General features: G+C 60.4%; 15 protein-coding genes. 7 read left to right on the forward strand and 8 right to left on the reverse strand.

Translation table 11 applies throughout. The annotated features are described in order from the left end of the window. The first annotated feature begins 33 nt into the window (after positions 1 to 33). The 3 genes from rpsU (at position 34) to IPK17_RS17435 (ending at position 2053) form a co-directional block, all read left to right on the forward strand. On the forward strand, positions 34 to 234 hold the full coding sequence (gene rpsU / locus IPK17_RS17425; protein WP_343418964.1) for a 30S ribosomal protein S21: 201 nt from the start codon (positions 34 to 36) through the stop codon (positions 232 to 234). A gap of 102 nt (positions 235 to 336) precedes the next feature. After that, positions 337 to 597: a translation initiation factor IF-1 gene (gene infA / locus IPK17_RS17430; protein WP_343418965.1), complete on the forward strand. Its 261-nt coding sequence runs from the start codon at positions 337 to 339 to the stop codon at positions 595 to 597. Between the two features lie 13 nt (positions 598 to 610). Further along, positions 611 to 2053 carry an ArnT family glycosyltransferase gene (locus IPK17_RS17435; RefSeq protein WP_343418966.1) on the forward strand — a complete coding sequence of 481 codons (1443 nt, stop codon included), beginning with the start codon at positions 611 to 613 and terminating at the stop codon, positions 2051 to 2053. Here IPK17_RS17435 and IPK17_RS17440 read toward each other — a convergent pair. The 6 genes from IPK17_RS17440 to IPK17_RS17465 all read right to left on the reverse strand — a co-directional run bounded on the left by IPK17_RS17440 (position 2050) and on the right by IPK17_RS17465 (position 8862). Then, positions 2050 to 2757, reverse strand: a complete 708-nt coding sequence (locus IPK17_RS17440; RefSeq protein ID WP_343418967.1) for a class I SAM-dependent methyltransferase — start codon at positions 2755 to 2757, stop codon at positions 2050 to 2052. The genes IPK17_RS17435 and IPK17_RS17440 overlap by 4 nt on opposite strands. 195 nt (positions 2758 to 2952) lie before the next feature. Then, complete coding sequence (locus IPK17_RS17445; protein ID WP_343418968.1) at positions 2953 to 3624, reverse strand: class I SAM-dependent methyltransferase; 672 nt, start codon at positions 3622 to 3624, stop codon at positions 2953 to 2955. Positions 3625 to 3627: 3 nt separating this feature from the next. Further along, on the reverse strand, positions 3628 to 4545 hold the full coding sequence (prmA, locus tag IPK17_RS17450) for a 50S ribosomal protein L11 methyltransferase (RefSeq protein WP_343418969.1): 918 nt from the start codon (positions 4543 to 4545) through the stop codon (positions 3628 to 3630). Between the two features lie 362 nt (positions 4546 to 4907). Continuing rightward, positions 4908 to 6065: a molecular chaperone DnaJ gene (gene dnaJ, locus IPK17_RS17455; protein ID WP_343418970.1), complete on the reverse strand. Its 1158-nt coding sequence runs from the start codon at positions 6063 to 6065 to the stop codon at positions 4908 to 4910. 254 nt (positions 6066 to 6319) lie between these two features. Beyond that, positions 6320 to 8224: a molecular chaperone DnaK gene (gene dnaK / locus IPK17_RS17460; RefSeq protein ID WP_343418971.1), complete on the reverse strand. Its 1905-nt coding sequence runs from the start codon at positions 8222 to 8224 to the stop codon at positions 6320 to 6322. Between the two features lie 41 nt (positions 8225 to 8265). Further along, positions 8266 to 8862 carry a nucleotide exchange factor GrpE gene (locus IPK17_RS17465; protein WP_343418972.1) on the reverse strand — a complete coding sequence of 199 codons (597 nt, stop codon included), beginning with the start codon at positions 8860 to 8862 and terminating at the stop codon, positions 8266 to 8268. Positions 8863 to 9111: 249 nt separating this feature from the next. On the opposite strand from IPK17_RS17465, the gene IPK17_RS17470 reads away from it, so the two are divergent. Next, entirely contained in the window at positions 9112 to 9666 is a 555-nt protein-coding gene (locus IPK17_RS17470; RefSeq protein WP_343418973.1) for a Uma2 family endonuclease, read from the forward strand. 822 nt (positions 9667 to 10488) lie between these two features. Here the strand turns inward: IPK17_RS17470 and hrcA are convergent. Then, on the reverse strand, positions 10489 to 11592 hold the full coding sequence (gene hrcA, locus IPK17_RS17475) for a heat-inducible transcriptional repressor HrcA (RefSeq protein WP_343418974.1): 1104 nt from the start codon (positions 11590 to 11592) through the stop codon (positions 10489 to 10491). A gap of 97 nt (positions 11593 to 11689) precedes the next feature. Between hrcA and trxA the strand changes: the two genes are divergently transcribed. The 3 genes from trxA to IPK17_RS17490 all read left to right on the forward strand — a co-directional run bounded on the left by trxA (position 11690) and on the right by IPK17_RS17490 (position 14066). Next, positions 11690 to 12019 carry a thioredoxin gene (gene trxA / locus IPK17_RS17480; protein WP_343418975.1) on the forward strand — a complete coding sequence of 110 codons (330 nt, stop codon included), beginning with the start codon at positions 11690 to 11692 and terminating at the stop codon, positions 12017 to 12019. A 142-nt stretch (positions 12020 to 12161) separates the two neighbouring features. Next, on the forward strand, positions 12162 to 13349 hold the full coding sequence (locus IPK17_RS17485; protein ID WP_343418976.1) for a DUF4394 domain-containing protein: 1188 nt from the start codon (positions 12162 to 12164) through the stop codon (positions 13347 to 13349). Between the two features lie 207 nt (positions 13350 to 13556). Then, complete coding sequence (locus tag IPK17_RS17490) at positions 13557 to 14066, forward strand: nucleotidyltransferase domain-containing protein (RefSeq protein ID WP_343418977.1); 510 nt, start codon at positions 13557 to 13559, stop codon at positions 14064 to 14066. 250 nt (positions 14067 to 14316) lie between these two features. Here IPK17_RS17490 and IPK17_RS17495 read toward each other — a convergent pair whose 3' ends face one another. Further along, complete coding sequence (locus tag IPK17_RS17495) at positions 14317 to 14613, reverse strand: hypothetical protein (protein ID WP_343418978.1); 297 nt, start codon at positions 14611 to 14613, stop codon at positions 14317 to 14319. Positions 14614 to 14802: the final 189 nt, after the last annotated feature.

Raw genomic sequence — 14802 nt, forward strand, 5'->3', positions numbered from 1 at the left:
AAATTCCTAACGAAAGGGGGTGAAAGGCAAAATATGGCACATGTGACTCTGAAACCAAATGAAACCCAAGAATCGCTCCTGCGGCGTTTCCGTAAGCGCGTGACGAACAGCGGGATCCTCAGCACCGTCCGCCGGAAGCGTTGGCACATTTCCAAGAGCGAGCTGCGCCGAATCGAGAAGAAGAAGGCGATTCGCCGTTCCCGCCGTCGTCAGCGTAAAGCTGCGACCCGCTAAACTTGGAAAGCTAGTGCGTTCCATAGGCGCGTTTTGAAAACCGCTGCCCGTTCATTCAGGCAGCGGCATTGTTTGTTTATGGGTGTGATAGCAAGGATAGATATGGCGAAAAAAGAAGACAAGATCGAAGTTGAGGGGACGGTAGTCGAAGCGCTGCCCAATACTCAGTTCCTGGTGGAACTGGAGAACAAGCACCGCATTCTGGCTTACCTGTCCGGCAAAATGCGCAAATATTACATTCGCATTCTGCTGGGCGACCGGGTGCGCGTGGAGATGAGCGTGTACGATCCGGCGCGCGGGCGCATCACGTATCGCTACCGTGATGGTCAGCGGCTGGAACCCGGCGAAGAGGAACTTTCGTAAGCGTTATTATCCCGTGAAGTGGCTGCTGCTCTTTCTTCTCTTCTGGGTTATCCGCTTACAGGCGCTCGACAGTCTGCCGTTACACAACGATGAAGGTCTGCACCTCACCCGCGCGGTCGAAGTGTGGAATCTGCATCCGTTCTGGGAAATCCGCGACGGTAAGATCATCAACCATTGGGTGATCGCACTCTTTTACCCGCAATCATCCCCAGTCTTCGTCGGGCGCATTTCCACCCTCTTCATCAGCCTGCTCGGGTTGGCCGCTGGCCTTGCCCTGCTGCGTCGAGTCTTTGGCTCCACCGCCTCGCTCCTCGGCGGGCTGTTGTGGGTGGCTTCACCTTACCTCTTTTTCTATGAACGCATGATCTTCAGCGATGCCGAAGCCGGCGCATTGGCGATTCTCGCCGTGTGGCTCGCGGTACGGCTCGCCGACCGCAGCACGATTCAGCGCGCCATCCTCACGGGCGTCGCGCTCGGACTCGCCGCCCTGTTCAAATTCACAGCGCTCCCCTTCGCCGCCGCGATTGCGATCATCGTGCTGGCCAGTCGTGCGCCGCTGGGCCAGCGTATTCGCGCACTGATGGTGATCGGTGTGACGGTCGCGGCACTGTTCAGCGTCCCCATCGCCTATCTGCTGCTGCGTGGTGACGACTTGTTCTCGATTGCGCTGGGTTGGGTGAGCGGCGGCGGCATGAGCACCGGGCTCGCGGAAAATCTCACGCGTTTGTGGGCGCAGTTGACGGGCTTTGGCACGCTGGTCTGGACGGTCGCGCTCGGCATCGGGTTGGCGCTGCTGCTGATGTTGCGCCCGAGGCGCGGCGGCTTCCTGCTCGTCGTGATCGCTGTACCGCTGCTGAGCATTCTGCTGCTGGGTCGGGATGTGCAGCCGCGCCATTTTGTGGTCGCCCTCCCCGGCTTTCTGCTGCTCGGCGGCGCGGGGATCGGCTTGGCGCTGGAACGGTGGGTGAAGTCGCCGATGGCACGGCAGATCGCCACCATCGGGATCGCGGCGCTGCTGGGCCTCGGCCTCCTGCCGTTCGCGCAAATCGCTTACACCGCGCCCGGCGATCTGCCCCTGCCACCGCTGATGCGCACGCAGTACATCACCGAGCACAGCGCGGGCTTTGGCCTGCGCGAAGCCGTGCAAGCCTTCCCGGTCACGCTGACCGACGACCTGCCGATCATCGCCAGCATGTTCCCCGACAGCTGCCGCCGCGCCAATTTCTACGCGCAGGACGGTCGCCTGATGGAATGCACCGACGCGCCCGGCATCGACCGCATTCAAGCGGCGCTGGCTGAACGCGGAGCGGTCTACGTGCTGACGGAAACCTCATCCATCATCGGCGTGGATGTGACCACGCTGGACGCGGACGCTACGCGGATCGCGGGCTATCCCCGCCCCGGCGAAACGGAAGCGGACGCCGCCGTCGTGCTGTGGCGCTTGGACGCCCGTTAGCGCGGTTTTTCGCCCCAATGCACGGCCTGCGTGCCGAACATAAAGCGTTTGAACTGCACATTCTGGAAACCTGCTTCGCGCATGGCCCCGGCCAGCGCTTCCGGCGTCTTGAACTTCTGCGTGGATTCCGGCAGATACTGGTAGGCGTCCGGGTTGCCGCTGATCAGCCGCCCGAGCAGCGGAATCACATAGCGCATGTGGATCAGGATGAACGGGCGCAGCAGATTGCGCGGCGGCGGCGTGGTGTCGAGGATGACGATGCGCCCGCCCGGTTTGAGCACGCGTAACTGTTCGCGCAGCGCCTGCGGAATATCGATCACGTTGCGCATCAGGTAGCCGCTCGTTACTGCGTCAAAGCTGTTCCCGGCAAACGGCAGTTGGATGGCGTCCGCGCCCACCCAACGCACACGGTCGCCGTCGGTGAGCGTCTGACCCACCTGCATCATGCCCAGCGAGAAGTCGCCGCCCACGGCGGTCAAATCGGGGACGGCGCGCAGCCCTTCGAAGGCGATATCGCCCGTGCCGGTCGCGAGGTCGAGCAGCGTGCCTTTGGGCGGCAGGTGCGCCTGCTGAATCACGAACTTGCGCCAGCGCAGATCCTGCCCGAAAGTCATGAGCCGATTCATCAAGTTGTAGCGGCGCGCGATCCGGTCGAACATCGACTGGACGTAAGCGGCGCGTTCTTTGCCTTGGAGTGTAGCCATGCTGTTCCTACTTGATTACCAGAAATGCCCACTATTGTACGCGAGCTTGGTTAGACGCGAATGAGGGTGATTCAGTTGCCAGCGGCTTGACCTCACCGCGTTGCGCTTGACCCCCCTAGGGCGGGGGCAAAGCCGGGTCCTTGTCCCACTCCCCATGGAGAGGGACGGCTTGCGCAGCAAGCAGGGTGAGGTGATCTACGGCTTGCGCCACACCAGCGAATAGCGCCACAGCACATGCTTGCGAATCTGCGCGCCCGGCAGCAGATCGCGCGCAACCCGGCGAACGTCGCTGATACGCGTATAATTATCGCCGCTGCCGTGTTCCTCCCACGCCTGCCGCGCCGCTTCGGAATCTGGCTCATGGTGATTCAGCTTGCCGTACACGAACGCGACCGGAATGCCTAAGGCGCCAAACAGCAGATCGCCCCTGCTCTCCGCCTGATACAGGTCGAGGATGAGCAGCGTTCCACCCGGTTTGAGGGCGTTCGCCAACAGGGGCAGCACGACATCCAGCGCCATGTGATGCAGCGTCGCGATGCTGGCAATACAGTCAAACGAGGCGGGCGCGAAATCGCTTTGCAGCACATCGGCCACCTGATACTCGATGTTGGGGAATGCGGTTGAGCGTTCCTGCGCAATGCGAATCATCTCCGGTGACAAGTCCAGCCCGAGGACGCGATCCGCGCGCGCGGCCAGCAGCCGGGAAAACGTCCCGACTCCGCAGCCCACATCCAACGCCGACTCAATCCGCGGCGGCAGGTGCTTGAGCAGGAACGGGTGATAGTGGTTGTTATGCGTCCAGCCATCACTGGAAAATGGCGCGATCTGATCGAACTCCCGCTGGATGCGTTCAGGTGGCTGGAACATAGTCTATTCCCCCGGTCGCCGCGCTTCGATCACGACCCAGTCGCCCTGCACCCGACGCGCATACGGTTCGAGACCCGTTTTGCGCAGTGCTACTTCGACATCGTCGGCCTGATCGAGGATGATGCCGCTGAAAATGCCGAGACCGCCGGGGCGAATCGTGTCGCCGAGATGCTCGTCGCACATCTGAATGATGATGCGGGCGAGGATGTTGCACAGCAGCACGTCGAAGCGCCGCGCCGAGGTGATCACCGTGTCGAGGCTGCCCTCCTGCGCGACAATTTTCTCGCTCACGCCGTTCTGCTCAATGTTCTTGATGGCCGTGTCGACCGCCACGGGATCATTATCCAGCGCCAGCACGGAGGTTGCGCCGAGCTTGGCCGCCGCAATCGCCAGAATCGCCGAGCCGGTGCCGAGATCGAGCACGCGCGCGCCGGGGGGCAGCAGCGCCTCAATCGCTTCGAGACAAAGCTGCGTCGTCGGGTGCGTGCCCGTGCCAAAGGCCATGCCGGGATCGAGCGCGACTTCGACATCGCCCGCGCCGAGTTCGACTTCCGTCCACAGCGGGCGAATCACGAGCCGCTTGCCAATGCGCAGCGGATGGTAATGCACCTTCCACGCTTCCGCCCAGTCGGTGTCCTCGACCATGCGATAGATCGGCGTGGGCATGGGATACATCAGGCTCATGTAGCGCAGCGCTTCTTCGAGCTTGGTTTTGACTTCATCGGCGCGGCTGTCATCAGGGATGTAGGCGCGCACGGCCAACTGCGTCGCGGGCGGGATCTGATCTTCGTCGAGCTTATCCGGCGGGATGCCTTCGTGTTCAATCGCCACGCCCTGATAGCCATAGCGCTGGAGCACTTCGGCGGTCGCTTCGGCCGCCTCGCCGTCTACGCGGAGGGTCACTTCAATCCATTTGGTCATAGGTTGGGTTCACAGTTTTCAGTTGATAGTTTTCAGTTGACAGTTCACAGTTCACAGCTAGAGAACCGTGGTGACGGCGATCTACATCACACTTGCGGATGCAGCCAACAGGGTTGTCTGTAGGGGCAAGGCAAGATCGAACCTCACCCCTAAATCCCCTCTCCCAAGGGCGAGGGGACTTACGTTCGCCGCACAGCTCCCCACTCCTCTAGGAGAAGCGTCGGGGTGAGGTTTGATATTCTTCCCACAACCCACTTGAATCACAAGGGACGCCCTGCTGGCGTCCCCGATTTTCGACCCACCAGTTCACAGCCTTATTCTTGACTGTAAACTGGAAACTGTCTACTGTGAACTTTGCGACCTCAGCCGCCCTCACCGGCGAACATCTCGCGCACGCGGTCAAAGAAGCCCTTGCCGTTGCGCTGCGTCTGCACGCCCGTGCCCATCGTCGCCGCCAGCTTTTCGAACAACTGCACCTGCTCTTCGCTGAGCTTTTGCGGAATCTCGACATGCACATACACGAGCTGATCGCCGCGACCGCTGTTCGTGCCATCGCTGCGCAAGCGCGGGATCCCCTTGCCACGTAGGCGGAAGACTTTGCCCGTCTGCGTGCCATTGGGAACGATCAGTTCGACATCGCCGTCGACGGTCGGCACCTGGATTTTGTCGCCGAGCGCCGCCTGCGCCACGTTGATGCTGATTTCGAGGATGATGTCGCTGTCTTTGCGCTTGAAGTATTCATGCTCCTGCACATGCACGACGACGTACAGGTTGCCCTGTGGGGCGTCTTTTTCGCCCATATCGCCTTCGCCGCGCACCTGAATCTGCAAGCCTTCGCGCACGCCCGCCGGGATATCGACGGTGAGCGCGGTCTTACGCCGCAAACGACCGCCGCCCTTGCACGTCTGGCATGGGGTGGCGACCGTTTCGCCGCGACCGTTGCAGCGCGGGCAGGTGGTCACCTGCACCATCGAGCCGAGGATGGTCTGCTGCACCTGCCGGACTTCGCCCGTCCCCGCGCACTGCACGCACTTGATCGGCGTGCTGCCGGGAGCCGCGCCGCTGCCGCCGCACGTCTCGCAGATCTCCTGCCGCTCGAATTCGATGTCTTTCTGCGTGCCGAAGACCGACTCTTCGAAGGTGATCGTCACATCCGCCCGGCGATCCGATCCCGGACGCGGGCCGCGCCGCCGCTGCTGCTGACGCGCGCCGCCAAAGGCCGTGAAGAACTCTTCGAAAATCTCCTCGAAGCCGCTGAAACCGACGCCGCCTGCGCCATACCCGCCCTGCCCAGCCGCGCCGCTCACCCCGGCGTGCCCAAAGCGATCATAGCGGGCGCGCTTGTCGTCATCCGACAAAACCTCGTACGCCTCGTTGATCTCTTTGAACTTGGCTTCGGCATCCGCGTGTTTGCTGACATCCGGGTGATATTCGCGGGCTAACTTTCGAAACGCCGATTTGATCTCGGCTTTGTCCGCCGTGCGGGAGACGCCCAATACGTCGTAGTAATCTCGTGCCATTGCCCACCCAGAATATCGCTTTGTGCTACAGGACTAGTCTACAGAGTAATACGCACGCCAATAGAGAAGGTTTTCCGAATCATCCAACCAGGAGTGTCAGACCCCACCCCCGACCCCTCCCCGAATTCAGGGAGGGGAGACAGCAGATTCGCTTGCCTCCCCCTCTCCCCCTTGCGGGAGGGGGGGCTGAGGGGTTTTCAACACGCCAGTCCCTTTGGCAGACAGGTCCCCCTCAAGCTCACGCTGGATTGAGGTTAGACCTCTTTGTATTCGCCTTCGACCACGTCTTCGCCGGAGGGTCCAGTCGAGCCGCCCGCATTAGGCGCGCCATTGGCCGCATCCGCTGCGCCGGGGGCTTCCTGATACATCTGCCCGCCGAGCGTTTGCAGGTGCTGATTCAGGCGTTCGACCGCCGCGTTGATCTCTTCGATGTTCTGGCTGCTTTCCGCCTTGCGCACGTCTTCGATGCGCTCGTTGGTCTGCTTCTTGGCGTCGTCCGGCAGACGGTCGCCGAAATCACGCAGGAATTTCTCCGCTGTGAAGATCGCGCCTTCCGCCTTGTTGGCCGCTTCCACGCCTTCTTTGCGCTTGGCGTCTTCCGACGCGTGCGCCTGCGCTTCCTTGACCATGCGCTGGATTTCGGTTTCGCTCAGACCGCTGCTGGCGGTGATGGTGATCTTCTGTTCGCGGCCCGTCGCCTTATCGCGCGCGCTCACGTTGAGGATACCGTTGGCGTCGATGTCGAACGTGACTTCGATCTGCGGCGTACCGCGCGGAGCCGGGGGAATGCCGTCGAGGATGAAGCGCCCAAGCGACTTGTTATCGTTCGCCATCGGACGTTCGCCCTGCACGACGTGAATTTCCACCTGCGTCTGACTGTCCGCCGCGGTCGAGTAGACCTGCGACTTCTTGGTCGGAATGGTGGTGTTGCGTTCGATCATGGGGGTCGCCACGCCGCCGAGCGTTTCCACGCCGAGCGTGAGCGGGGTCACGTCGAGCAGCAGAATGTCCTTGACATCGCCGCCGAGCACGCCACCCTGAATCGCCGCGCCGAGCGCCACGACTTCATCGGGGTTGACACCCTTGCTCGGATCTTTGCCGAAGAACGCCTTGACCGCTTCGACGACCGCGGGCATACGCGTCATACCGCCGACGAGGATGACCGTGTCCACGTCCTTGGTTTCGAGGCCAGCGTCGCGCAGCGCAGCGCGGCACGGGTCAATCGAACGCTGGACGAGGCTGGCGGTCAGGCTTTCCAGCTTGGCACGGCTCAACGTCATGTTGAGGTGCTTGGGGCCGGAGGCATCCGCCGTGATGAACGGCAGGTTGATTTCGCTGGTGATGACGGTCGACAGTTCAATCTTGGCGCGTTCCGCCGCTTCCTTCAGACGCTGGAGCGCCTGCCGGTCGTTGCGCAGATCGATGCCCTGTTCTTTCTTGAATTCGTCGGCGATCCAATTGATGATCACCTGATCGAAGTCGTCACCGCCGAGGTAGGTGTCGCCGTTGGTGCTGCGGACTTCGAACACGCCGTCGCCCACTTCGAGGATCGAGATGTCGAACGTGCCGCCGCCGAGGTCGTACACTGCGATGATGCCGTTCTTCTTCTCGCCCATGCCATACGCGAGGCTGGACGCAGTCGGCTCGTTGATGATACGCATCACGTTCAAACCGGCGATCTTGCCCGCGTCTTTGGTCGCGTTACGCTGCGCGTCGTTGAAGTAAGCCGGGACCGTGATCACCGCGTCCGTCACCGTTTCGCCGAGGTAGGCTTCCGCGTCCGCCTTGATCTTCTGCAAAATCATGGCCGAGACTTCCGGCGGGCTGTATTCGCGCCCGCCCATGTGGACGCGCACATCGCCATTGGGCGCGGCGCTCACCTTGTACGGCACAAACTTGATCGCGCGCTGGACTTCCGCGTCTTCGAACTTGCGACCCATGAAGCGTTTGACCGAGAAAATCGTGTTTTCCGGGTTGATGACCGCCTGATTGCGCGCCATTTTGCCGACGATGCGCTCGCCCGTCTTGGGATTGACCGCCACCACCGACGGAATCAAGCGTCCACCTTCGGACGAGGGGATCACCGTCGGCTCGCCGCCTTCCATAATGGCGACGACAGAGTTTGTCGTGCCCAAGTCAATACCGATAATACGTCCCATTGGATTATGATCTCCTGTGATAAGTGCGTTACTGCTAGTCGTTACTGAGCTACACGGACGAGCGCCGGGCGAAGCACGCGCTCTCCGATCATGTATCCACGCTGCAACGTCACGGTCACATGACCGCTGGGCGCGGCATCGGTCGCCTCATCCATCCCAATCGCTTCATGCTGACCGGGATCGAACGGCTGGCCGGTGGGGTCGATGATGGTGACGTTGGCCTCGTCCAGAAACTTGTTGAACTTCTTCTGAACCATGCTCAGGCCGTTGACCCACGGGTTGCCCGTCAGATCCGCCGGGACGTTCGCCAGCGCCCGTTCGAAATCATCCAACGCCGGGAGCAACGCCTTGATGGTGTCGCCCGCTGCGAGGTACTGGTTATCCTTCATCTCGCGTTCGACGCGCTTTTTGTAGTTGGCGAATTCCGCCCGCGCGCGCTGCCACCCGTCGAGATACTCTTGTGCTTTCGCTTGTGCTGCCTGAAATTCCGTAACTGTCACTGTCGCTTGCTTTTCCGCTTGTGCAGTCTCTCCGCCGTCGGTCGAGTTGGCCGCGGCTGCGTTGTCGCCTGCCGTGGTGGCCTGCTCCCCTTCAGCGCGCTGCTTCTGGTCTTCGGTCATCGGTGTCTCTTGGCTCATGTGTCTGGTCGCTCCTCGAACGCCAACGCCCCTCCTAAATCAGTGGTGAAGTGTAGCAGGGCAATCATAGAATCACGTTAACAGATGCGACGAACCTCGCCGTGAAAGCTTGAGAAATTACCAAGAACGGTTTAGTTTGTGGGGGGAGTTCGTAACCGCACCCGGCGACTTTGTAGCGATGTTGGATACGGTGTTGCATAGACGCCCCGACATTCGCATAATGGAGTCAGGAACTTGTGGAGCGTCGAGATGACTGATCGGGCGAAGCTATACACAGTGGATGAGTTTGAGCAGTTTGTCGATCTGCCGGAAAATGCGGATCGGCTCTTTGAACTCATCGACGGCGAGATCGTCGAGAAAGTACCAACCGAAGAACACAGCATCGTCGCCGGGAATATTTACGCCGCCCTGCGCGACTTCGTCAAGCCGCGGAATCTCGGGCGCGTGCTGTTCGAAGTGCGCCACCAACTCACTGGCGACAACGAAAATTCGCGCCTGCCAGACGTTGAATTTACGCGCGCCGAGCGGGTGCAACCTGTTGTGAAGCGCGGAGCCGTCCCGCAGTTACCGGATCTGGCTGTGGAAGTGAAATCGCCAACGGATCGCGCGGCGGTCATGCGCCGAAAAGCTCTGTACTATCTCGACAACGGCGTGCAGCTCGTCTGGCTGGTGTACCCGGATACCCAGCGGATCGAAGTTTTGGGGCTGGATACGCTCAAAACCATGATCTTGGGCGATACGCTCGACGGTGGCGACGTGCTGCCCGGTTTCACGCTGTCGGTGAAGGACGTGTTCGAAGAATAGCCTCACGCAGCTCCTAAGGCAATACAACGATACTGTAGACGTAAATGATGTAATACCAAATCCTCCATTCCTACAAGAACGGCTTTCATTTGAGGATGACTTATGAACGCTTGTAAAGTGATGAGATGAGCATCATTGCTAGAACATATCTATACATACGGGGCCGAGATCAACATCTCAGCCCCGTTTTTGTTATGTCAAATTCCAACATCAAGGGAGGACTATTTCAAGCGCTTTTTGGGCGCAGCTTTTGTGGCGATAAATCACGCGGCATGCGCTGATGTTCTACTACGAATATGTGCCAAAAAAGCACCTAAATTTAGCAAAAATTCCGCACATTTGTTCTATATTTGACGAGTTTCCATCGTGCACAAATGTGGGGTGGTCTGGTATATTGATGATGTTGCTTGACGTATTCAATTCAACGTGTCAGCAACAAAAACGCCCACAATCTTCGTCAAAAGATGTGAGCGTCTTGTGTCAACGGGTTCATTGCTGGGCTTGATGGTTGACGGGTGATCTAGTCAATCCCCATTGTAGTGGCATGTTCATTACATTTCAACCGACAAGCGCAGTGGTGACCTCAAATTCGATAAGAAAGGAGGTATGGCCATGCCGCTTGATCGGGTGACGAGGTGGGTTTCACTTGCCTTGCACGTGCTCGCTGTGCTGTTCTCGTTCATGACGTTCTATGAGACGCGTTCGCCAGCATCAGCACTGGTGGTAATTTCGATGCTGCTAGACTTGCTCAATCGTAAGTAGCAACGCACCGGCAGTGTGCGCTGCATGCTGCCGGTACCTTTGTTTCCTATACCTTTACCGTTAGTCGTCCGTTTCGTCGGCTTGATCGGCGGGGTCGTCGGGTTTGTTCCCCGGCGGCAGCTTCTCAAACGCCTGCGCGATCATGTCCGTCATCACGCCGGAGATGTAGCCCACCGCGCTGATCGCCCGCCCATAGTTGATGTGCGTCGGGCCGAGCACGCCGACCGCGCCGCTCGCCTGCCCCTGAATCCCGTAGCGGCTGACGACCATCGTCAAATGGCTCATCTGCTCCCAGCGGCCATTCCCGGCGATCACCACCTGCACGCTGTTGACCATCGGCGTGAGCACTTCGTTGAGGATCATGTTGAGCACGGCGCGTTCTTCCAACACGCGCACGGCCTGCTGCGCGCCCTCGTTGTTGGGGAACGTGGGGATGAGGTCGCTCAAGCCTTCGCGGTAGATCAGCCGCACCTGATTCGCGTCGGCGCGCTCCAGCATGTCGCTGACCAGTTCGGTGATCTCGCGTTCCAGCAAGCCGAGCTGCACGCTGCGCGCGCGTATCTGCGTCGCGCTGGCGTCCATGCACAACGCGTTGATCAACTGCGCGGTTTCGCCCAGTTTCGCCTGCGGGATCGGGTCGGTCAGCGTGATCATCTGCTGGTAGACCGTGCCCTCTTGCAGCACGAGCACCATCAGCACGAGCCGCCCCTGAATCGAGATCAGCTCCAGATGCTTGAAGCGGCTGGTTTCCGCGCTCGGCGGCGTGACCAGCGCGGCAGTCTGCGTAGTGCGCGAAAGGATGGTCGCGGCGAGGCGCATCCACTGCTCGGTGGCGAGCGGCATGCTCTGCAAGCGTTCGGTGATGCGCGACTGTTCCGACGACGAAATATCGCCGTTGCTGATGAGGCGCTTGACGAAGTAGCGATAGCCTAGCTGCGATGGAATACGCCCGGCGGAGGTGTGAGGCTGCACGATGTAGCCGAGGTCTTCCAGCACGGCCATCTCATTGCGCACGGTCGCCGAACTGTAGCTCAGCCCGAAGGTTTCGACGAGGTGTTTGGAGCTAACGGGTTCGGGGTGCTGCGTGTACGCTCGAACAATGAGCGAGAGGATTTCTTCTTGGCGGCGGGTAAGTTCCGGTAGATGTGCATCGTCTGAGATCATACAACAATAAAACACTCCCAATATTGCGTCTACTACTCGGTGCGAGTCATGATAGCATAGTGGGGGTGAGGCGTCAAAACGCAAGGGAGATAAGGTGATGGGTGTCAAAACGTTTGAAGCGACCACGGGAAATTTTCAGGCGGAAGTGTTGAAAAGCGACACGCCCGTGCTGGTGGATTTTTGGGCGGAATGGTGCGGCCCGTGCAAGATGATCGCGCCGTTTGTGGATCAGATCGCGGACGAATACGCCGGTAAGATTCGCGTCGCCAAGCTGGACGCGGACGAACACCCGGACGTCATCATGCAGTACGGCGTCATGAGCATCCCCACCCTGATCCTGTTCAAGGGCGGGCAGCCCGTCGTGCGCATCACCGGCTTCCAGCCGAAGGATCGCATCACCAACCAGCTCAAGCCGCATCTCGGCTAAGTCACACGCGCATCTCAGACGCCCATCCGCCGATGGGCGTTTTTGATTCCCTACGCAAAACTTAAAGCCTGATAAGCTGTGTCATCCAAGTTGCTGCCGTGTACGAACTACACGGTGTACGCACAGACTTGTGAGGAAAATCATGCGCAGACTTATCGTTTTGGTGTTCGCAATGCTCTTGACCGCGGTGCCACTCCTGGCGCAGACCCCAACCGGGGCGACCGTGTATGCCATCACCACCGACAACCGTCTCATTTCGTTCGACAGCGCCAGCCCGGGCACGCTCCTTAGCAGCACGTCGATCACCGGGTTGGCCGACGGTGAAACCGTGCAGGGGATCGACTTCCGTCCCGCCAACATGCAGTTGATCGCGCTGGGGAGCAGCAGCCGCTTGTATGTGCTCAATACCGCGAACGGCAGCGCGACCGCGCTCGGCGGCAGCTTCTCCACCCCGTTGAATGGCGGCAGCTTCGGCTTTGACTTCAATCCCACCGTTGATCGCATCCGCCTGACCAGTGACGCGCGGCAGGACTTGCGCCTCAACCCGAACAACGGCGCGGTCGCCGCAATTGATGGCGCGCTCGGCTTCGCCTCAACAGATCGCAACAATACGGCGACGCCGAATATTGTCGCCTCGGCTTACACCAACAACTTCTCGACCGCCACCACGACGACGCTCTACAACATCGACGCGACACTGGATCTACTCGTCACGCAGAACCCGCCGAACGCCGGGACGCTCAACACCATCGGCGCGCTGGGCGTCGACGCCACCGCGCAGACCAGCTTCGACATTCTGAGCGACGCGCTCGGCAGTGACATTGGCTACCTGTCAATCGGCTCGAACCTGTACCTCGTCAACCTCGCTTCGGGCGGCGCAACGCTGATCGGCTCCATCGGCGCATCCGTCACAGCCATCGCCGTCGCCGGATCAACGATGACGACGATGACCGTGCCCATGTGCGCCGATTTCAACGGCAGCCTTAATCCGGTTGTCCGGGCGGAATTCCCAACCAATGTCGGGAACATCTTCTGCCGCGTGCTCGCCGAAAACCGCACCCTGATCGGTCAAGCGGCAGCGCAGATCGGCGACGCCTCGGTGATCAGCGCCGGCGTCATTCAGGCGGCAGACCTCTTCATGCCGGACTCGATGACCGCGCCGACCTTCGCCAGCCCGATCAAGGTGTGCTTGCAGGGGTCAGGTAATTTCATCTTCCTGAGCGCGCAGCAGAGCCCGCGCCAACCGCAGGTGCTGACCAGCATGAGCGAGGGCGGCTTCACCTGCGCCTTCATCGGCAGCCCCGGTACGGTCGTGCTGACCAGCAACTAACATCGGTTACGGAATGTTTTCGTACTGACCCCACCCCCGGCCCCTCCCCGAATTCAGGGAGGGGAGCCAACCTCGCACGCAATGTCTCCCCTCTCCCCGCTTGCGTGGGAGAGGGGTTGGGGTGAGGGGTTTAAGCACGCGTATGTCTCGCCCATCGAGAAACGCCTGCCGTATACTTTATGGTAGGCGTTTCCCGAAGAGGTGAGCATGAGTCCGATTACGCGTTATTCCCCCCAACTTGACCGCTTGCTGCCGCAGACCGCGGCGCTGCTCAAGATCACGCGGTGGCAGGTGCATCCCGGCGTGCTGCGCGTGGTGTTGATCGGCTCGCGCGGGCTGGACGGCCACCCCCGCCCCGACTCCGACATCGACCTGAGCCTGATTGTCGACCCGGCCATGCTCCCTCCCGCCGAACCGGAACGTGAGCAGTTCTTGCGCGCGGTCATCGAGACGACGCTCAATTCATGGCAGAGCCCGGTCGAAGTGGACGTCGCCGCGCCGTTCGGGTCGCCGGACGCGCTGCGCATGTTCAGCGTGCGCGACTATGACGCGGCGCTGGTAGCACATGCGCGCCGCAGATCGGTTTGTATAAGCTGCAAAAGGGGTTCAGCGGGTACGTGCCAGCGGAGATGCTCGACTGGCGCAAGGTGTATCCCCTGCTCACCATCTGGGAGCGGTGAATTTCGCCAACCTAGATTTGAGCAGGATTTACTGTAGGGGCGAGGCTTGCCGGTAGTTTGGAGGCAGCGGACGCAATGAATTGCGTCCCTACATAAAAGCGGTTCTTCTCGTAGGGACGCGATAAATCGCGTCCGCGAAATCCCAAAACCGAACTACAACCCGTCGTCAGGGTATTCTGCGCACTGACCAGCTTGCCTCGCTCGTTAAGGTAGACGGGACAAAGCCCGCCCCTACAAAGATTTCGCTTCTATCAAATACCTCACCAATCCGAAATTCAGGGGTGAGGTCAGACCGCCAGCGCCTGCACGCCGAACCACACGCCTGCGCCGACCAGCACTACGCCGATCACCACGCGCAGCCAGCCCTGAGCGACGGCCACGCTGCCGGTCGCGCTGAAATCACGACCATAGCGCCATGGCAGAATGATGTCGCGCGTACGAATGGCAGCCAACGCCTGCTGGATGATGGCGATGCCGCCGTAGGTCACAACGCCAAAGCCGAGCGCCAAGGCAGGCTGCGTGGTGCGCAGCAGAAGCAACACGGTGATGAGGGCTAAGACAATCGGGAGAATGAGACGACGCATGGTTGACTCCGATACGGGTGCGCCAGAAAAGCAGTCTCCGCCAAAGATTGACCTCGACAGATACGGTCTATTTTACTGCATGGCGTAGGGGAAAGCGGGTCAAAAAGGTGTCAAGGTGGTGCGAACATTTGAATGTGTGTCTCGTAGGGGCGCACGGCCGTGCGCCCCTACAACCGATGTTCGGTGATT

It is taken from the genome of Candidatus Flexifilum breve, from assembly GCF_016713355.1.